The 18,553-nt window shown below is 60.3% G+C and carries 12 protein-coding genes and 1 pseudogene; 11 read left to right on the top strand and 2 right to left on the bottom strand.

What is annotated here, in order from left to right:
* Positions 1 to 206: 206 nt before the first annotated feature.
* The 6 genes from recC to OC445_RS11910 all read left to right on the top strand — a co-directional run bounded on the left by recC (position 207) and on the right by OC445_RS11910 (position 11,855).
* On the top strand, positions 207 to 3,659 hold the full coding sequence (recC, locus tag OC445_RS11885; protein ID WP_198791562.1) for an exodeoxyribonuclease V subunit gamma: 3,453 nt from the start codon (positions 207 to 209) through the stop codon (positions 3,657 to 3,659).
* Positions 3,656 to 7,327 (top strand): exodeoxyribonuclease V subunit beta, encoded by a 3,672-nt coding sequence (gene recB, locus OC445_RS11890; protein WP_198791561.1) that lies wholly within the window; start codon positions 3,656 to 3,658, stop codon positions 7,325 to 7,327. The genes recC and recB overlap by 4 nt, the downstream gene beginning before the upstream one ends.
* Positions 7,324 to 9,396, top strand: coding sequence for an exodeoxyribonuclease V subunit alpha (recD, locus tag OC445_RS11895; RefSeq protein WP_057975033.1), 2,073 nt, complete (start codon positions 7,324 to 7,326; stop codon positions 9,394 to 9,396). Before recB ends, recD begins: the two co-directional genes overlap by 4 nt.
* 139 nt (positions 9,397 to 9,535) lie before the next feature.
* The gene (locus OC445_RS11900) at positions 9,536 to 10,102 is read left to right on the top strand and encodes a YfiR family protein (protein ID WP_034128794.1); all 567 of its coding nucleotides are present in this window, start codon (positions 9,536 to 9,538) and stop codon (positions 10,100 to 10,102) included.
* Positions 10,099 to 11,361 carry a diguanylate cyclase domain-containing protein gene (locus tag OC445_RS11905; protein WP_034128793.1) on the top strand — a complete coding sequence of 421 codons (1,263 nt, stop codon included), beginning with the start codon at positions 10,099 to 10,101 and terminating at the stop codon, positions 11,359 to 11,361. Before OC445_RS11900 ends, OC445_RS11905 begins: the two co-directional genes overlap by 4 nt.
* A 5-nt stretch (positions 11,362 to 11,366) precedes the next feature.
* The gene (locus OC445_RS11910) at positions 11,367 to 11,855 is read left to right on the top strand and encodes an OmpA family protein (RefSeq protein ID WP_034128792.1); all 489 of its coding nucleotides are present in this window, start codon (positions 11,367 to 11,369) and stop codon (positions 11,853 to 11,855) included.
* Positions 11,856 to 11,951: 96 nt separating this feature from the next.
* On the opposite strand, the pseudogene OC445_RS11915 reads toward OC445_RS11910, so the two are convergent.
* Positions 11,952 to 12,047 (bottom strand): annotated as a pseudogene (locus tag OC445_RS11915) (DUF3077 domain-containing protein); the annotation flags it as partial.
* Between the two features lie 148 nt (positions 12,048 to 12,195).
* Here OC445_RS11915 and OC445_RS11920 point away from each other — a divergent pair.
* Genes OC445_RS11920 through OC445_RS11930 form a run of 3 tightly spaced genes read left to right on the top strand, consistent with a single transcriptional unit; the run spans position 12,196 to position 14,992 of the window.
* Complete coding sequence (locus OC445_RS11920; protein ID WP_072447276.1) at positions 12,196 to 13,143, top strand: TauD/TfdA family dioxygenase; 948 nt, start codon at positions 12,196 to 12,198, stop codon at positions 13,141 to 13,143.
* Positions 13,144 to 13,196: 53 nt separating this feature from the next.
* Complete coding sequence (locus OC445_RS11925; RefSeq protein WP_054897000.1) at positions 13,197 to 14,045, top strand: EamA family transporter; 849 nt, start codon at positions 13,197 to 13,199, stop codon at positions 14,043 to 14,045.
* Positions 14,045 to 14,992 (top strand): LysR substrate-binding domain-containing protein, encoded by a 948-nt coding sequence (locus OC445_RS11930; RefSeq protein ID WP_060764178.1) that lies wholly within the window; start codon positions 14,045 to 14,047, stop codon positions 14,990 to 14,992. The genes OC445_RS11925 and OC445_RS11930 overlap by 1 nt, the downstream gene beginning before the upstream one ends.
* Positions 14,993 to 15,025: 33 nt before the next feature.
* Here the strand turns inward: OC445_RS11930 and OC445_RS11935 are convergent, their stop codons facing one another.
* A complete protein-coding gene (locus OC445_RS11935; protein ID WP_034128788.1) occupies positions 15,026 to 15,973 on the bottom strand; it encodes a LysR family transcriptional regulator in 948 nt (315 codons plus the stop codon).
* A gap of 133 nt (positions 15,974 to 16,106) precedes the next feature.
* On the opposite strand from OC445_RS11935, the gene OC445_RS11940 reads away from it, so the two are divergent.
* The gene (locus OC445_RS11940; protein WP_262020166.1) at positions 16,107 to 17,624 is read left to right on the top strand and encodes a CoA-acylating methylmalonate-semialdehyde dehydrogenase; all 1,518 of its coding nucleotides are present in this window, start codon (positions 16,107 to 16,109) and stop codon (positions 17,622 to 17,624) included.
* A 15-nt stretch (positions 17,625 to 17,639) separates the two neighbouring features.
* A complete protein-coding gene (gene mmsB, locus OC445_RS11945; protein ID WP_127881043.1) occupies positions 17,640 to 18,527 on the top strand; it encodes a 3-hydroxyisobutyrate dehydrogenase in 888 nt (295 codons plus the stop codon).
* The last annotated feature ends 26 nt before the right edge of the window (positions 18,528 to 18,553 follow it).

The following is an 18,553-nucleotide window of genomic DNA, read 5'->3' on the forward strand; positions in this document are numbered from 1 at the left end:
ATGGTAGTGTGGGGTTTCCCCATGTGAGAGTAGGTCATCGTCAAGATTAAATTCCGAAACCCCAATTGCGAAAGCAGTTGGGGTTTTGTTTTGGGCGCTCGAAAAGTGTCCGCCTTGTCGCCGTACACTTGTTCGCCTTGTGTTCGCCCCGTGCACCACAGTGCTAAAGTCCATCCCTCGATTTTGCTTTTCCCAAGGAAGCCGTTATGCCGGACGCGACGTCCCTCAGTCCTGGATTCATGGTGGTTCATGGCAACCGCCTGGACGAGCTGCGAAGCCTGGTGGTCAGTTGGATGCGCCGTTACCCACTGGCGCCTTTGGAAAACGAAATCGCCCTGGTACAAAGCAACGGCATCGCCCAATGGCTCAAGCTGGCCTTGGCCGAAGACCCGCAAGCCGATGATATGGGCGGCTGTGGCATTGCCGCAGCCATCGACGTGCAACTGCCTGGCAGCTTTATGTGGCAGCTTTATCGTATGGTTTTGGGCCGTGACGAAATCCCGCCCAAGTCCCTGCTTGATAAAGCCCCGCTGACCTGGCGCCTCATGCGGCTGTTACCCGAGCTGATCGACCAACCGCACTTCGAGCCTCTGCAACGCTTCCTGACGCAAGACACCGACCTGCGCAAACGCTACCAACTCGCCGAGCGCCTGGCTGACCTCTTCGACCAATACCAGGTCTACCGTGCCGACTGGCTGGAAGATTGGGCCGCAGGCCGGCACCAACTGCGCAATGGTCGAGGCGAGTCCAAACCGCTCAACCCAGCCAACTGCTGGCAAGCCGAGCTGTGGCGCGCGCTCCTGCTGGATGTGGGTGAAGCAGGCATGGCCGAAAGCCGGGCCGGCGTACATCAGCGCTTCATCGAGCGCATCAACAGCCTTGAACAAGCACCGCCCGGCTTGCCTCCCCGGGTGATCGTCTTCGGCATCTCATCGCTGCCGGCCCAGGCGCTGGAAGCCTTGGCGGGTCTGGCCCGTTTCAGCCAGGTCCTGCTCTGCGTGCATAACCCCTGCCGCCATCATTGGTCGGACATCGTCGCCGACAAGGACTTGCTGCGTAACGAATACAAACGCCAGGCGCGCAAAACGGGCATGCCCGTCACTATCGACCCACAAACTTTGCACCAGCACGCCCATCCGCTGCTCGCTGCCTGGGGCAAGCAGGGCCGTGATTACATCAGTCTGCTGGACAGCTACGATGACCCCAACAGCTACCGCGCCGCATTTCGCGACGGTCGTATTGACCTGTTCAGCGACAGCGAACCCACCACGCTCCTCAACCAACTCCAGGACGATATCCTCGAACTGCGCCCGTTGAATGAAACCCGTGAGCTCTGGCCCGCTGTCGACATGCAACGCGATACGTCGATCCGTTTCCATATCGCCCACAGCGCCCAACGCGAAGTGGAAATCCTCCACGACCAATTACTTCATCGCTTCAGCGCTGACCCCACCCTGCGCCCTCGGGACATCATCGTCATGGTCCCCGACGTCGACAGCTATGCCCCGCATATTCGCGCGGTCTTCGGTCAGCTCGAACGGCATGACCCACGCTTCATCCCCTTCACCCTCACAGACCAAGGCCAACGTGGTCGCGACCCGCTGTTGATCGCCGTCGAGCACTTGCTCAAACTTCCCGACAGCCGCTTCCCTGTCAGCGAAATCCTCGACCTGCTCGACGTCCCGGCCCTGCGCGAACGCTTCGCCATCAAAGAGCGTGATCTGCCCACCTTGCATCGCTGGATCGAAGGCGCCGGCATCCGCTGGGGCTTGAATGCCGAGCAACGCGCCGGTTTGGGCCTGCCCGCGGAACTGGAGCAAAACAGTTGGCGATTCGGCCTGCGCCGTATGCTGCTGGGCTATGCCGTCGGTACCGGCACGGCCTGCGACGGTATTGAACCTTATGACGAAATCGGTGGCCTCGATGCGGCGTTGATCGGCCCACTGGTCGCCTTGCTTGACGCCTTGAACGATGCCCATCAAGCGTTATCGGAACCCGCGTCGCCACAAACCTGGGGCGAGCGTCTACAACGGTTGATGCAGCTGTTTTTCCTGCCCAGCAGCGAGCACGATGACTACCTGCTGGGCCAGCTCGAACAATTAAGAGAAACCTGGCTGGAAACCTGCGAATCCGTCGGCTTGCAAGACGAGTTACCTCTTACGGTAGTACGTGAGGCATGGCTGGCCGGATTAGATCAGGGGCGCCTGTCCCAGCGCTTCCTGGCGGGGGCGGTCAATTTCTGTACGCTCATGCCCATGCGTGCGATCCCGTTCAAGTTGGTTTGCCTGCTGGGCATGAACGACGGCGATTACCCGCGGGCCCAGCCCCCCCTGGATTTTGACCTGATGGGCAGCGATTACCGTCCCGGCGACCGTTCTCGCCGCGAAGACGACCGCTACTTACTGCTCGAAGCGCTGCTGTCAGCCCGTGACCAGCTGTACATCAGCTGGGTAGGCCGCAGCATCCGTGACAACAGCGATCGCCCGGCCTCGGTGCTGATCGGCCAACTACGCGACCACCTCGCCAGCGGCTGGCAGCACGCCAGCAACGATCTGCCGCTGATCGACGCAATGACCCAGGAGCACCCGCTGCAACCCTTCAGCGCCCGCTATTTCCACGAAGGCGATTCGTTGTTCAGCTATGCGCGCGAATGGCAATTGCTGCATCAGGCACCGGCGGTCATCACCCAAGAGCAAGGCTTGACGCCTCACCATCAGGAAGAACCCCTGAGCCTTGGCCAGTTACAGGACTTCCTGCGCAATCCGGTCAAACACTTCTTCAGCCAGCGCCTGAAAGTATTCTTCGAAGCCGCTGAAGTGCCCCTGGCTGACGAAGAACCCTTCGTGCTGGACGCATTGCAACGCTACAGCTTGAGCGACAGCCTGCTGAACGCGGCACTCACCCAACCCGACCAACTCGATCAGGCGCTCACCGCCCAGGCCCTGCGGCTGCAAGGCAGCGGCCTGCTGCCGATGGTGGGTTTCGGTGAATGCCTGCGTAACGAACTGATCGAGCCGCTGCCGGACCTGGTGCAACGCTATCAACAGCTTCTGGCGTTGTGGCCCACCCCGCATACTGGCGCTGAACCGGTCAGCTTTGCGTACCAAGGCATCCAGCTGGAAGGTTGGATCAGCGGTCTGCACCGACGCAGTGATGGCGGACTTTTAAGCGTCACCACCATCCCCAACAGTATTGGTTCGATCAAGACACGTAAGTGGCACCGCCTCATCCGCCCCTGGGTCAATCACGTGGTGGCCTGCGCCTGTGGCCTGCCCTTGAGCACCGGCCTGGTAGCCAGTGACGACACCTTGTTGTTGGCCCCACTGGACAAGGCCGGCGCCGAGGACATTCTCGGTAACCTGCTGTTGGCCTGGCACACGGGAATGAGCGCGCCGCTTCCGGTCGCAGTGAAAACCGCGTTCGCCTGGCTCGGCCAGACCGACCCTGCCAAGGCCCAAGCGGCTGCGAGCAAAGCCTATGAAGGCGATGGCATCACCACTGACGGCGAACGCCGCGAAACGCCTGCCCTTACGCGGCAATTTCCCGACTACGCGGCCCTGGTCGCCAGTGAAGAATTCGAAGGCTGGTGCGAAACCCTGTATCGCCCGCTGATCAACGCCCCCTGGCGATCGCTTTCCAGCACGGAGGCTGACGCATGATCGGCAAACCCTTGGCCCTGGCGTTCCCGCTCAAAGGCAGCCAGTTGATTGAAGCCAGTGCTGGCACCGGCAAGACCTTCACCATCTCCGCCCTGTACCTGCGTCTGGTGCTCGGCCACGGCGGTGATGAATCCGGTTTCGGCCGCGAACTGCTGCCACCGCAAATTCTCGTGGTGACGTTCACCGACGCCGCCACCAAGGAACTGCGTGAACGTATCCGCATCCGCCTGGCCGAAGCCGCGCGCTTCTTCCGTGACGAAATCGAACAGCCTGATGCGCTGATTGCCGACCTGCGCGAGCAATATGATCCGCAGCAATGGCCCGCCTGTGCCAATCGCCTGGACATCGCCGCGCAATGGATGGATGAAGCCGCAGTCTCCACGATCCACAGTTGGTGCCAGCGCATGCTGCGCGAACATGCGTTCGACAGCGGCAGCCTGTTCACACAAACCCTGGAAACCGACCATAGCGACCTGCTGGGCGAAGTGCTGCGCGACTACTGGCGATTGTTCTGCTACCCAATGCACGACGATGCGCTCAACTGGGTGCGCAATAATTGGGGTGGCCCCGCGGCGCTGATGCCACGGGTGCGTGCGTTGTTCGGCAGCGAGCGGCCCACCGACGAAACCCGCGAGCCAGCCGAACTGATCAGCGCCTGCCTGCAAGAACGCCGCGCCGCGCTGGTTGCCCTCAAGGCACCCTGGCAACAATGGGCTGCCGAGCTGCGGGATATCTGCCTGCAAGCCGTCGCTGCCAAAGCGGTCGATGGGCGCAAGATGCAAGCACGTTACTTCGAGCCCTGGTTCGAAAAGATCAGCGCCTGGGCCGCTGACGAAACCCTGGAACAACTGGACATCGGCACCGGCTTCACCCGCCTGACGCCCGACGGAATGGCCGAAGCCTGGAAAGGCGAGCCGCCGCAGCACCCTGGCATCGAGGCTATGGCCAGCCTCAAAGCCAGCCTCGACGCCTTGCCAACGCCCGACGCGGCGGTGCTGCAACACGCTGCCGGCTGGGTCGGCAAACGTTTCGAGGAAGAGAAACGTCGCCGCGCCGAGATGGGGTTTGACGACATGCTGATCCGCCTCAACGCCGCCCTCCAGGCAGACGGTGGCGAGCGCCTGGCCAGTGTGATCCGCGAGCAATTTCCGGTGGCTCTGATTGATGAATTCCAGGACACCGACCCGGTGCAATACAGCATCTTCGACAGCATCTACCGCATCGAAGAAAACCACCTCGACAGCGGCCTGTTCCTGATCGGCGACCCCAAGCAGGCGATCTACGCCTTTCGCGGCGCCGACATCTACACCTACCTGCGCGCCCGGCAGGCCACCACCGGCCGCCATCACACCCTGGGCACCAACTTCCGCTCCAGCCATGCGATGGTCGAGGCGGTGAACCATGTGTTCCAGCGTGCGGAAACCGGCCGTGGTGCGTTCCTGTTTCGCCAGCCTAATGGCGATAACCCGGTGCCGTTCCATTCGGTACTGTCCCAAGGCCGCAGCGAGCAGTTGCAGGTCGACGGTCACACGCTACCGGCCATGAACCTTTGGCACCTGCCCACCGACCAGCCGATTTCCAACGCGGTTTATCGTCAACACCTGGCCGCCGCCTGCGCCACGCAAATCGTTGCGCTGCTCAATGGCGGGCAGCAAGGCACCGCAGGCTTTGTGAAAGCGGGGCGCTTGAAGGGCGTGTTGCCGTCAGACATCGCCATCCTCGTGCGCGACGGCAAGGAAGCCCAAGCCGTACGGGCGGAACTGGCCCGCCGCGGCGTGCGCAGTGTGTACCTGTCGGATAAAGACTCGGTGTTTGCCGCCCAGGAAGCCCATGACCTGTTGGCCTGGTTGAAGGCTTGCGCGGAACCGGATGTCGAACGCCCGCTGCGTGCAGCCCTGGCCTGCGTCACCCTGAACCTGTCCCTGTCGGAGCTGGAGCGTCTGAATCAGGACGAACTGGCGTGGGAATCGCGGGTGATGCAGTTCCGTGGCTACCGTGCCATCTGGCGTACCCAAGGCGTGTTGCCAATGCTGCGGCGCCTGCTTCACGATTTCAAGCTGCCGCAAACCCTCATCGCCCGCAGTGATGGCGAGCGGGTGCTGACCAACCTGTTGCACCTCAGTGAATTGTTGCAACAGGCCGCCTCGGAACTGGATGGCGAGCAGGCGTTGATCCGTCATTTGGCCGAGCATCTGGCGCTGTCGGGGCAGGCCGGTGAAGAACAGATCCTGCGCCTGGAAAGCGACGAGCAACTGGTCAAAGTGGTGACCATCCACAAATCCAAGGGCCTGGAATACGACTTGGTGTTCCTGCCGTTCATCTGTTCGGCCAAGCCCGTGGATGGCAGTCGCTTGCCGTTGCATTACCACGATGAACACGGCAAGTCCCACGTCAGCCTGCGACCCACGGCCGAGTTGATCGCCCAAGCCGACGATGAGCGCCTGGCCGAAGACCTGCGTTTGTTGTACGTGGCCTTGACCCGCGCCAAACATGCCTGCTGGCTGGGCATCGCCGACCTCAAGCGCGGCAATAACAGCAGCTCGGTCTTGCACCTGTCGGCATTGGGCTATTTGCTCGGTGCCGGCGCGTCGTTGGGCGAGTCAGCGGGGCTGGCGCGGTGGTTGTTGGACTTGCAGCAAGGCTGCGCGGCCATCGGTTATGACCTTGTGCCGGACGCCCAAGACATCTTGTTCCACCCGCCGCGCAACCAAGCGACCCTGCTCGCGCCGTTGCTGCCTGCACGCAAGGCCGCAGAAAACTGGTGGATTGCCTCCTATAGCGCCTTGCGCATTGGCGACAGCATGAGCGCCGCCAACCTCGAAGCCCCCGAAAGCCCACAGGCCCAGAAGCTGTTCGATGACGAACGCCTCGACCCCGATGCCCCTCGGGAAACGGTCGCGTCCGGCGGGGATATTCACCGTTTCCCACGCGGTCCCAACCCAGGCACCTTCCTTCACGGCTTGTTGGAATGGGCCGGTGAAGAAGGTTTCAACGTGACCCCGGAGGCGATCGAAAAAGCCGTGGGCGCGCGCTGTAACCGCCGCAACTGGGAAGGCTGGATCGTCACCCTCAGCGGCTGGCTGGAGCACCTGCTGCACACGCCACTGCCCCTGTACAACGAGCGCTTCACCCTCAGTGGCCTGCAGCAGTACCAGATCGAGATGGAATTCTGGTTTGCCAGTCACACCGTCGACGTACTCGCCCTCGACAAACTGGTGTGCCAGCACACCCATGGCGGCGTGTCCCGTGTGGCCGCCGAACCGGTGCTGCTCAACGGCATGTTCAAAGGCTTTATCGACCTGACGTTCGAGCACGATGGCCGTTACTACGTGGCCGACTACAAATCCAATTGGCTCGGCCCTGACGACTCGGCCTACACCCAGGACGCCATGGAACACTCGATCCTCGAGCATCGGTACGACCTGCAATACGTACTTTACCTGCTGGCCCTGCACCGCCAACTCAAGGCGCGCCTGCCGCATTACGATTATGACCAGCACGTCGGCGGTGCCCTGTACCTGTTCCTGCGCGGTAGCCAGTCGGTGAGCCAGGGCGCGTATTTTACCCGACCGCCTCGTGAGTTGATCGAGAGCCTGGACCTGTTGTTCCAGGGCAAGCCCATCCCACCCAAGGTTGAGCCCGCCTGGGAACAAGGAGTGCTCTTATGAGCCTGTCGCCGTTACCGCTGGAGGCGCTTTTGCCCCTCGATCGTGCCGCCGACCTGCTGCAGTTGCTTGCACGTTGGGTCGAGCGGGGTTGGCTGCGCGCCTTGGACAAAGCCTTTGTCGGTTTCCTGTACGAGCTGGACCCAAAGGCCGATCCCCTGGTGCTGCTGGCGGCGGCCTTGACCAGCCATCAACTGGGCCATGGCCACGTCTGCCTGGATGTGTTCGAAACCCTCAAGGCGCCGGATTTCGCCCTGTCATTGCCGCCCGAAGGCGACCTGCACACCGGCGCCATGCTGCTACCCTCACAGTTGCTGCACGGCCTGGATGGCGCGCATTGGTGCCATGCCCTGGCTTCAAGCCCGTTGGTTGCGCTGGCCGTCGATGGCAGCGAGGAGGCTCGTAGCCGCCCGTTGGTGTTGTCCGGCAAGCGCCTGTACCTGCGCCGCTACTGGGCCTACGAGCGGCGTATCGACCGCGCCCTGCGCCTGCGCCTTGCCAGCGTGGAAGACGCCGCCGCCGATCTGCCGCAACGGCTCAATCGCCTGTTCGACCAACCGGCGCCCGATGGGGTGATTGACTGGCAAAAGCTCGCCTGCGCCCTGGCGACCCGCGGCGCCTTCAGCATCGTCACCGGCGGCCCCGGTACCGGTAAAACCACCACCGTCGTGCGCCTGCTCGCGCTATTGCAGGCGCCCGCCGTGGAGTCCGGCAGCCCGTTGCGTATTCGCCTGGCTGCGCCCACCGGTAAAGCCGCTGCGCGCCTGACCGAATCCATCAGCCAGCAAGTGCTGTCACTGACAGTGCCCGACAACGTGCGGGAAAAAATCCCCACCCAGGTCACCACGGTCCACCGCTTGTTGGGCAGCCGTCCGGGCACCCGTCACTTCCGTCACCACCCGGGCAACCCGCTGCCTTTGGATGTGCTGGTGGTGGACGAAGCCTCGATGATCGACCTGGAAATGATGGCCAACCTGCTCGACGCCCTGCCGCCCCATGCACGCCTGGTATTGCTGGGCGACAAAGACCAACTGGCCTCGGTAGAAGCGGGGGCCGTACTCGGCGACTTGTGCCGCGATGCCGAAGCCGGCTGGTACAGCCCGCAGACTCGCCACTGGCTGCAAGCCGTTAGCGGTGAAGACCTCAGCAGCAGCGGCTTGCAAGAAGACCTCGATGGCAGCCATCCCCTGGCCCAGCAAGTGGTGATGCTGCGCTATTCGCGCCGCTTCGGCGAGGGCAGCGGTATTGGTCAACTGGCGCGTTGGGTCAACCAGCAAAACGCCGAAGAGGCCCGCCAGCTGTTAGCTGCAGGCCGTCACGACGACCTGTTCTGCGTCAGCCTCAAGGGTGAGCATGACCACGCCCTTGAGCGCCTGGTACTGGACGGGCAGGGCGATGGCGCCCAAGGTTATCGCTACTACCTGAACCTGCTGCAATCGGCGCGCCCCTCTGCGGACACACCGCGTGACGGTCCAGCCTGGACTGCTTGGGCGCAACAACTGCTGCACGCCTTCGACGCGTTTCAACTGCTTTGCGCCGTGCGGAAGGGCCCGTGGGGCGTCGAAGGGCTCAACCTGCGCATCACCGCGGCGTTGCGCAAGGTACGCCTGATCGAAGGTGACGAGCAGTGGTACGAAGGCCGACCGGTGCTGATGACCCGCAACGATTACGGGCTCGGCCTGATGAACGGCGACATCGGCATCGCCCTGAAATTGCCCGAAAGCGACGGTGGCCCCCACGTCCTGCGGGTGGCCTTTCCACGTAACGATGGCCAGGGCGGCGTGCGCTTTGTATTGCCCAGCCGCTTGAATGATGTGGAAACCGTGTACGCCATGACCGTGCACAAATCCCAGGGCTCGGAGTTCACTCACACCGCGCTGATCCTGCCGGATGCCCTTAACCCGGTGCTGACCAAAGAGCTGATCTATACCGGTATCACCCGTGCCAAACGTTGGTTCAGCCTGGTTGAGCCGCGCGGCGGCGTGTTTGAGGAAGCGGTGCGGCGCAAGGTCAAGCGTCTGAGCGGATTGATGTTGGAGTTGGACCTTCCGTCTGAAAAAAATGACTGGTAGGTCAGGCGATATTTCTTATTCAGATGTCTGATTTTTCTGAAAAAATAGCGAACCCCTCGAATGCTGTGCTTCGTGGGGATGTCCGCCGCTGTGCTATCGTTGCGGCATCATCCTGGAAAACACTTGAGAGTATCGCTGCATGAACGTGGCTGTCTCGCCCAAAGCGCGCAGTTTGAGTTGGAGACGCCTGTTACTGGTGACGGTGCTGTGCCTGCTTGCGCCGCGCCTATTTGCGCAGACGCCCAGCCTGGCCGAGCACCGTGCGCAGGCGGTCACCCAAGTGGTGCTCGGTATCCTCAGCTACGCCCGTTGGCCGGTTGAGCCTGCGCAATTGCGGCTGTGCATTGTCGGGCCGACTCAGTACACCGATGACCTGGTCAAAGGCACCACCCAGGCCACCGGTCGTCCGGTGCTGGTGCGGCGCCTGCTGGTCGATCATCCGGATATCGTCAATGCCTGTGATGCCGTCTACATCGGCAAAATCACCCCCGACGAACGCAACCGCCTGTTTACCTCATTGATCGGCCATCCCGTACTCAGCATCAGCGAAGGGGGCGACCAATGCACGGTGGGCAGCCTGTTCTGCCTGCGCGTCAGCGATGAGCAGGTGTCGTTCGAGGTCAACCTGGATTCCGTCGCCCGTAGCGGCGTGCGCATCCATCCCAGTGTGTTGCAGTTGTCCCGTCGTCGAGCGCCTGGCTCATGAGTCGCGATAAAGTGCGGCCGACCCTGCGCTCGGTAATTGCCCGCGGGCATATGATCCTGGCGCTGGTAGCCGTGACCCTGGCCAGTGTGTCCCTGACCCTGCTGGGCGTACTTGCCCTGCGGGTTTACGCCGAGCACAACCTGCACCTGATCGCCCGCTCGATCAACTACACCGTGGAAGCAGCCGTGGTGTTCAACGACAGTGCGGCGGCCACCGAAGCCCTGAGCCTGATTGCCTCTACCGAAGAAGTGGCCCAGGCAGAAGTATTCGATATCAACGGCAAGCTGCTGGCGCGCTGGGTTCGCCCGGAAACCGGCATGTTGTCACGGGTCGAGCTGCAAATAGCGCACGCCCTGCTCGAACAGCCCATCAGCCAGCCGATCCTGCGCCAGGGGCAAACCGTCGGCAGCATCCATCTGGTCGGCCACGGTGGCAGCCTGTTGCGCTTCTTGCTCAGTGGCTTGATCGGGATTCTGATCTGCACCGCCCTCAGCGCCTGGGTGGCGTTGCATCTGTCACGGCGTCTGTTAAATGGTATCACCGTGCCATTGCAACGCCTGGCTGCCGTCGCCCACGCCGCCCGCAGCGAGCGAGACTTCGACCGCCGCGTACCCTCGGCGCAGATCGCCGAACTCGACAGCCTGGGCAGCGACTTCAACGCCCTGCTCGGTGAGATGGAGGCCTGGCAAAGCCACCTGCAAAGCGAAAACGAAACCCTGGCCCACCAGGCCAGCCACGACAGCCTCACCGGCCTGCCCAACCGCGCGTTCTTCGAAGGCCGGCTGATCCGTGCCCTGCGCAGCGCGGCCAAGGTCAACGAGCGGGTGGCAGTGCTGTTCCTCGACAGCGATCGTTTCAAAGACATCAACGACAGCTTCGGTCACGCCGCTGGCGATGCCGTGCTGGTGGCCGTTGCCGACCGCGTGCGGGCGCAACTGCGCGAGGACGACCTGGTGGCGCGCCTGGGCGGTGATGAATTCGCGGTATTGCTGGCGCCCCTGCACAAGGCCGAAGACGCCCAGCGCATCGCCGACAAAATCATTGCCAGCATGGACATGCCGATTCCACTGCCTGGAGACACCCAGGTGTTGACCTCCCTCAGTATCGGCATTGCGATTTATCCCGAGCATGGTGCCACGCCAGGGACCTTGCTCAACGCTGCCGACGCGGCGATGTACCAGGCCAAACGATTGTCTTCGGGCGGCCAGCAAACGGCGGAGTCGGAGCACCCCGTCGCCAACGTTCAACACAGGAGTTGATTCCCTTGTTCGCTAACACACGCGTTTTATTTATTTCTTTGCTCGTGGCCTTCCTGGCCCTCAGCGGCTGCCAGACGCCACCCAAAGGCCTGACCCCGGCGCAAGTCGCCGTGCTCAAGCAGCAAGGCTTCGAGCTGACCGATGAAGGCTGGGCCTTCGGCCTGTCCGGCAAAGTGCTGTTTGGCAGCGACGTCGAAACCCTCAACAAACCCAGCACCGACATCGTCGAACGCATCGGCCAGGCCCTGGTAGGCGCGGGTATCGAGCGTGTGCGTGTCGACGGCCACACCGACGCCTCGGGCAAAGAGCCCTACAATGTTGCCCTGTCCCTGCGCCGCGCCAAAAGCGTGGGCAAGGTGCTGACCCGCGTGGGCATGAAAGAAGAAAACATCCAACTGCGCGGCCTGGGCAGCAGCGAGCCGGTAGCGCCGAATACGACCACAGCAGGCCGCACCGAGAATCGCCGGGTGTCGATCGTAGTGATCGCAGACTAAGCGGGTTCACCTTTCCCAAGCTGAAATGCAATCCAATGTGGGAGGGGGCAAGCCCCTCTCACAGTTGTTCTGCGATGTGCTAGCAAGAATGTTCGCTCAACGGCTCGGTGTCATCGCCCGCGTCAAGTCATCCACCACGGCCTTGCCCCTCTCATACATATAATGCGCGGCCCATGCGTATTGGTCGCCGCGAAAACCTACCAACGACCATTAGGAGTTTTCTCTGTAGGAAAGACCTGTCATGACGAATTTTAATGGCTGGGCTGATGAAGTTTCGCTTTTTCGCAAATGGTGGGCTTAGTTAAATGGACGCTATAAGTAACTACCGTAAAGGATTGCGATGACTATAAATGTCAGTCATTTTCGCCAGGAAGTATCTAAAGTCAGGCTTTCAAAAGATGCATTTGCTGAGCTATTGACGATAAGAGAGTTGTTCGAGACGGTAAGTCAAGGTGTTAGATTCGATACCAAGGTCGCTTACATTAATCCTTTACAGTCAAGCGTGCTGAGAGAGGAGCTGAATAGAATACGAAATATGATCGATCATGAAAGTCATGTCTTGATTCTCGATGGCTTTAAGGTGGATAAACTTTCAACGTTCAAATCTCTGGTGTGGACATTCGGTTCCTTACTCGGTGTCCCAATGGTACAGAATCATCTTGGTCATAAAGTGATTGAGGTTTATGATCGAGGTGGCAAAAGCATTGAGGAAGGTGCGAGATACCATCAGACCCGTCAAGGCGCCTATGTACATAACGATGGTGTGAGCGACCCGTTGCCTATCGATTACTTGATCCTGGCCTGTGGACAGAAAGCACTTTTAGGAGGTGAGAGCATTCTCATCGATGCAAGCGCGGTATACGCCGAGCTGATGGCGTTCCCAGAAGTATTGGAAGCGCTCAAATGCGACTTCTTTTTTGAGAATCGCGGCATGTCAGAGGATGAAAAACTGTTTAAAGCCCCCATCCTCAGCTTTTCCAGTGAAGGTATTCCACTGATCAGATACTTTCGAGTCTACATTGAGTCAGCTCACCTTAAGGCAGGAGTGCCTTTAACAGCAGCTCAAGCCCAGGCACTGGACTTTCTGGATACCGTTCTCGATCAGTCATCGGTTCAGCATCGAGTACTGCTGGAGCCAGGGCAAGTGCTTATTTCAGCCGATAACAAGTTTCTGCATACGCGCACGCACTTCATTGATATGAACGCTCCACGTTCCGAGATCAATGATGCTGAGCCTTTGAGTGATCTTAATCGTTATATGCTACGGCTGTGGTTACGCAAACGATGATGCATCGGTATTCATAACGTAAGTCCTCCCATATCCGCCATAAGCCGAGCCCCATGGACAACTCCGATATCGCGATCACGTTGGTCTTGATTTCTGCCTTTATGCACGCCACTTGGAATGCCGTAGTTCGCGCCGGTAGCAGTCGCTTCATGACCTTGGCCATGGTCGACGGCACCGCGCTAGTGATATGCCTGCTGGCGTTGCCGTTTGTAAGTGTGCCTAGCCTGGAGGTATGGGGCTATATACTCGTCTCTGTGGTGCTCAATACGGTCTACCGGCTATTTTTGATTAAAGCGTACGAAACGGGTGACTTCGGTCAGGTTTACCCGGTGATGCGTGGGGTGCCGCCCGTATTGGTCGTGCTGTTTTCTTACTTTCTGCTGCATGAACAGTTGTCCTCCCAGGCGTTGACGGGAGTGTTGCTGATTTGTGTGGGGATTATCAGCTTGACCTTTGTGCGCAGGATGACGGCGCAGATGTTCAAGCCGATCCTGATGGCGGTGTGCGCCGGTGCGTTTATTGCGTCTTACACGGTGGTGGATGCTAAAGGTGTAAGAGCCAGTGAGACGGTGCTGCAGTACATTATTTACCTGACAGTATTCCAAAGTATCCCGATCCCGATGCTGGCGTTTTCCAAAGAACGTTCAACCTTGGCTCGTGCGATACGTGGGCACTGGCGAGTTGGGCTATTAGGCGGTGTTTTTTACCTGGCGTCTTACGGATTGGTGTTGTTTGCCTTGTCGCTGGACGCGGTGGCCAAGGTCTCAGCTCTGCGGGAAACCAGTGTTATTATCGGCGCCATTATTGCTGCGCTGTTCTTTCACGAACGGTTCGGTTGGCGACGGATGCTTTCGGCGTTCGTCATTGTTTGCGGGATCATTTTGATCAAAGTGAGCACCTGATGGCCCAGCGTCCGCCCCCCACACCTATGCTTCAGGCGTTCGTCAGCGCAGCGCAAACCGGTAGTTTCGCCCGTGCAGCGTCTGAGCTTAACCTCACCGCCAGTGCCATTAGCCATCAAATCGCGGGCTTGGAGGAATGGTGGGGCGTGTCGTTGTTTGAGCGGCACTCACGCGGCGTCAAGCTGACTGCAGCAGGGCAGGCTCTGTTGCCAGTTACCGATGAGTTTTTCAAGGCGCTGGATGGGGTATTGCATTCACTCAATCCCGGTAAGTCCCAACCGTTATACCTATCATGCACGTCTTCCCTCTGTTCGACGTGGCTAATCCCCAGGATGCACGGCTCTCACACGCAGGCTTCATTCAACCTGGATCTGGTGTTGACCAGCGCCGACATGAGCAGCACCAGCCTGGAGGCCCATCAATACGATGTCGCCGTGGTGATGGGGTACGGTGACTATCCGGATCATTATGTCGAACTGTTGATGCGCGACGCCGTATTCCCCGTGTGTTCGCCCGATTTTCTGCGGTTGAAGGGCGGCATTGTTCTGGAGGATGTCGCGCGCTATCCGCTGATTCATCGGGTGGACGATCAGGTATGTCCGGGGTGGGAAAGCTGGTTTGCGTTTCAGGGGCTGGCGCCGCCGCCTTATCACCACGGGCCGAGATTTCCGGATTCGAGCCTGGCGATCAGCTTGGCGGTGAAGGGCGGAGGGATTGCGCTGGGCAGGACTGCGTTGGTGTATGACCAACTGGAAGACGGTGCGTTAGTTGCGTTGAATAGCCCTGTGATGATGTCCCCTGCGGCCTACTACATCATTTGTCGAAACGGGCGTCAGTCGGAGCCGGAGATTGCTCGGCTGATTGAATGGCTCAAGAACAGCGCGGGTGAGTTTCTGCGCGAAGTTCGGCTTCGGCATCCGCAAATTGCTGCAGCAGGAGCGGTCTAAATGTAGGAAGCCTCCGTTGCTCCTTTTAGCACCTCACTTCGCAAACCTGATCTCCCGCGTCTGCCCCATTAACAACCCCTGATTCTGCTCCGTCACTTCCCGAATGTAATCCCACAACAACGTAATCCGCTTCAACTTCCTCAAATCCTCTCGGCAATACATCCAGAACTGCCGCGTAATCGCAATCTGCTCTCCCAGCACCGGCAGCAAGCGCGGGTCCTGCGCGGCCAGAAAGCACGGCAATATCGCCATCGACCGGCCTTGCTGGGCCGCCACGTATTGCGCGATCACGCTGGTACTGCGCAGGCTGGCGCTGGCGCCGGGCACCACATTGGCCAGGTACAGCAACTCTGAGCTGAAGGCCAAGTCATCCACATAGCTGATAAATGGATGTTCGGCCAGATCCGCAGGTTTGCGGATTGGCGGGTGTTGGTCGAGGTAGTCCTGGGTGGCGTACAACTGCAATTTGTAGTCGCACAGTTTGCAGCACACATACGGCCCGTGTTCAGGGCGTTCCAGGGCGATGACGATGTCGGCTTCGCGCTTGGACAGGCTGATGAAGTGGGGCAGGGGCAGGATATCCACCGAGATCGCTGGATAAGTGTCGACGAAATGGCTCAGTTGCGGGGTGACGAAGAAGCTGCCGAAGCCTTCGGTGCAACCCATGCGCACATGGCCGGAAAGTGCCACGCCGGACCCGGACACCTGTTCGCAGGCCATGTGCAGGGTGCTTTCAATGGATTCGGCATAACCCAGCAACCGCTGGCCTTCGCTGGTGAGCACGAAGCCGTTGGTCCGGGATTTTTCGAACAGCAGCGTGCCGAGGGACACTTCCAGAGAGCTGATGCGCCGCGACACGGTGGTGTAGTCCACCGCCAGGCGCTTGGCGGCCACGCTAGCCTTGCGGGTGCGGGCTACTTCGAGGAAAAACTTCAGGTCATCCCAGTTCAGGGCGCCCAGGGAGGTGATGTTTTTTTGCATATTGGACCGGCTTTTATGTGCGTTCTTATTAGAGATTTGCACATCTATACTCCAAAAACAGTCCGAACGCCTCATTCTTCAAGGCGATTCAACGCCTTGGTTCTCTGCATAACTACAAGATTCTGGAGACCCCATGAACGCATCTGCCGATATTTCCGTGCAACAGGTCAAGTTGCTGATCAACGGTGAGTGGGTCGAGTCCAAGACCACCGAGTGGCAAGACATCGTCAACCCGGCCACCCAGCAAGTGCTGGCCAAAGTCCCGTTTGCCACCGCCGATGAAGTCAACGCGGCCATCGACGCTGCCCATCAAGCGTTCCAGACCTGGAAACTCACGCCGATCGGCGCGCGCATGCGCATCATGCTTAAGCTCCAAGCCTTGATCCGCGAACATTCCAAGCGCATTGCTGTAGTCCTCAGCGCCGAGCAGGGCAAGACCATTGCCGATGCCGAGGGCGATATTTTTCGTGGCCTGGAAGTGGTGGAGCACGCTTGTTCCATTGGCACCCTGCAAATGGGTGAGTTCGCCGAGAACGTGGCCGGCGGCGTGGATACCTGCACCCTGCGCCAGCCTATCGGCGTATGCGCCGGCATCACCCCGTTCAACTTCCCGGCGATGATTCCGCTGTGGATGTTCCCGATGGCGATTGCCTGCGGTAACACCTTTGTACTCAAGCCTTCCGAGCAAGACCCGTTGTCGACCATGCTGCTGGTGGAGCTGGCGCTGGAAGCCGGTGTGCCAGCCGGCGTGCTCAACGTGGTGCATGGCGGCAAGAGCGTGGTGGATGCACTCTGCACTCACACAGACATCAAGGCGGTGTCCTTCGTCGGTTCGACGGCTGTGGGCACCCATGTCTACGACCTGGCCGGCAAACACGGCAAGCGTGTGCAGTCGATGATGGGCGCCAAGAACCATGCGGTGGTGCTGCCGGATGCCAACCGTGAACACACCCTCAATGCCCTGGTCGGTGCCGGTTTCGGCGCGGCGGGCCAGCGTTGCATGGCTACCTCGGTGGTAGTGCTGGTGGGCGCGGCCAAGCAGTGGCTGCCAGACCTCAAAGCGCTGGCACAAAAGCTCAAGGTCAACGCCGGCAGTGAAGCGGGCACGGATGTCGGCCCGGTGATCTCCAAGCGTGCCAAGGCGCGTATCCTGGAGCTTATTGAAAGCGGTGTGAAGGAAGGCGCCAAGCTGGAGCTCGATGGCCGCGATATCAAGGTGCCGGGCTTCGAGCAAGGCAACTTTGTCGGCCCGACCCTGTTCTCGGGCGTGACCACCGACATGCGCATCTACACCGAGGAAATCTTCGGCCCGGTGCTGGTGGTACTGGAAGTCGAGACACTCGATCAAGCCATCGCCCTGGTCAACGCCAATCCGTTTGGCAACGGTACAGGCCTGTTCACCCAGAGCGGTGCGGCGGCGCGTAAATTCCAGAGCGAAATCGATGTGGGCCAGGTCGGCATCAACATCCCCATCCCGGTGCCAGTGCCGTTCTTCAGCTTCACAGGCTCCCGCGGTTCCAAGCTCGGCGACCTGGGCCCTTACGGCAAGCAAGTGGTGCAGTTCTACACTCAGACCAAAACCGTCACCAGCCGCTGGTTTGATGACGACACGGTCAACGATGGCGTCAACACCACCATCAACCTGCGCTGAACTCGGGAGACGACCATGAAAATTGCATTCATCGGCCTGGGCAACATGGGTGCGCCCATGGCCCGCAACCTGATCAAGGCTGGGCACGCGCTTAACCTGTTCGACCTGAACCAGGCGGTACTCAAGGAACTCGCCGAACTGGGCGGCACCATCAGCCACTCACCGCGTGATGCGGCCCAAGGTGCCGAACTGGTGATTACCATGCTGCCGGCAGCCGCCCATGTGCGCAGCGTGTGGCTGAATGAAGACGGTGTACTCGCCGGCATCGGCGAAGGCATCCCCGCCGTGGATTGCAGCACCATTGACCCGCAAACCATCCGTGAAGTAGCGGCTGCGGCAGCCAAACAAGGTGTGGCAGTGGCCGATGCGCCGGTCTCCGGTGGCACCGGCGGTGCCCAGGCCGGGACGCTGACCTTCATGGTCGGCGCCAACCCGGAATTGTTCGCCACCCTGCAACCGGTGCTGGCGCAGATGGGCCGCAACATCGTGCACTGTGGTGATGTCGGCACCGGGCAAATCGCCAAGATCTGCAACAACCTGCTGCTGGGTATCAGCATGGTCGGCGTCAGTGAGGCCATGGCCCTGGGCGATGCACTTGGTATTGATACACAAGTGCTGGCCGGCATCATCAACAGCTCCACGGGGCGCTGCTGGAGTTCCGATACCTACAATCCTTGGCCAGGCGTGATCGAGACCGCGCCATCATCGCGTGGCTATACCGGTGGTTTTGGTGCCGACCTGATGCTCAAGGACCTGGGCCTTGCGACTGAGGCTGCGCGCCAGGCGCATCAGCCGGTGATTCTCGGCGCAGTGGCCCAGCAGTTATATCAGTCGATGAGCCAGCGAGGGGAAGGGGGCAAGGACTTCTCGGCGATCATCAACAGCTATCGCAAGCCCAAATAAATACCTGTAGCGAGGGAGCAAGCTCC

This window comes from Pseudomonas sp. Pse35, assembly GCF_024519715.1.
Taxonomy (GTDB): domain Bacteria; phylum Pseudomonadota; class Gammaproteobacteria; order Pseudomonadales; family Pseudomonadaceae; genus Aquipseudomonas; species Aquipseudomonas paracarnis.

Bases quoted from the DNA above. Each gene is read 5' to 3' on its own strand.
- recC (WP_198791562.1), top strand. From the start codon at position 207: ATGCCGGACGCGACGTCCCTCAGTCCTGGATTCATGGTGGTTCATGGC.
- recB (WP_198791561.1), top strand. From the start codon at position 3,656: ATGATCGGCAAACCCTTGGCCCTGGCGTTCCCGCTCAAAGGCAGCCAG.
- recD (WP_057975033.1), top strand. From the start codon at position 7,324: ATGAGCCTGTCGCCGTTACCGCTGGAGGCGCTTTTGCCCCTCGATCGT.
- OC445_RS11900 (WP_034128794.1), top strand. From the start codon at position 9,536: ATGAACGTGGCTGTCTCGCCCAAAGCGCGCAGTTTGAGTTGGAGACGC.
- OC445_RS11905 (WP_034128793.1), top strand. From the start codon at position 10,099: ATGAGTCGCGATAAAGTGCGGCCGACCCTGCGCTCGGTAATTGCCCGC.
- OC445_RS11920 (WP_072447276.1), top strand. From the start codon at position 12,196: ATGACTATAAATGTCAGTCATTTTCGCCAGGAAGTATCTAAAGTCAGG.
- OC445_RS11925 (WP_054897000.1), top strand. From the start codon at position 13,197: ATGGACAACTCCGATATCGCGATCACGTTGGTCTTGATTTCTGCCTTT.
- OC445_RS11930 (WP_060764178.1), top strand. From the start codon at position 14,045: ATGGCCCAGCGTCCGCCCCCCACACCTATGCTTCAGGCGTTCGTCAGC.
- OC445_RS11935 (WP_034128788.1), bottom strand. From the start codon at position 15,973: ATGCAAAAAAACATCACCTCCCTGGGCGCCCTGAACTGGGATGACCTG.
- OC445_RS11940 (WP_262020166.1), top strand. From the start codon at position 16,107: ATGAACGCATCTGCCGATATTTCCGTGCAACAGGTCAAGTTGCTGATC.
- mmsB (WP_127881043.1), top strand. From the start codon at position 17,640: ATGAAAATTGCATTCATCGGCCTGGGCAACATGGGTGCGCCCATGGCC.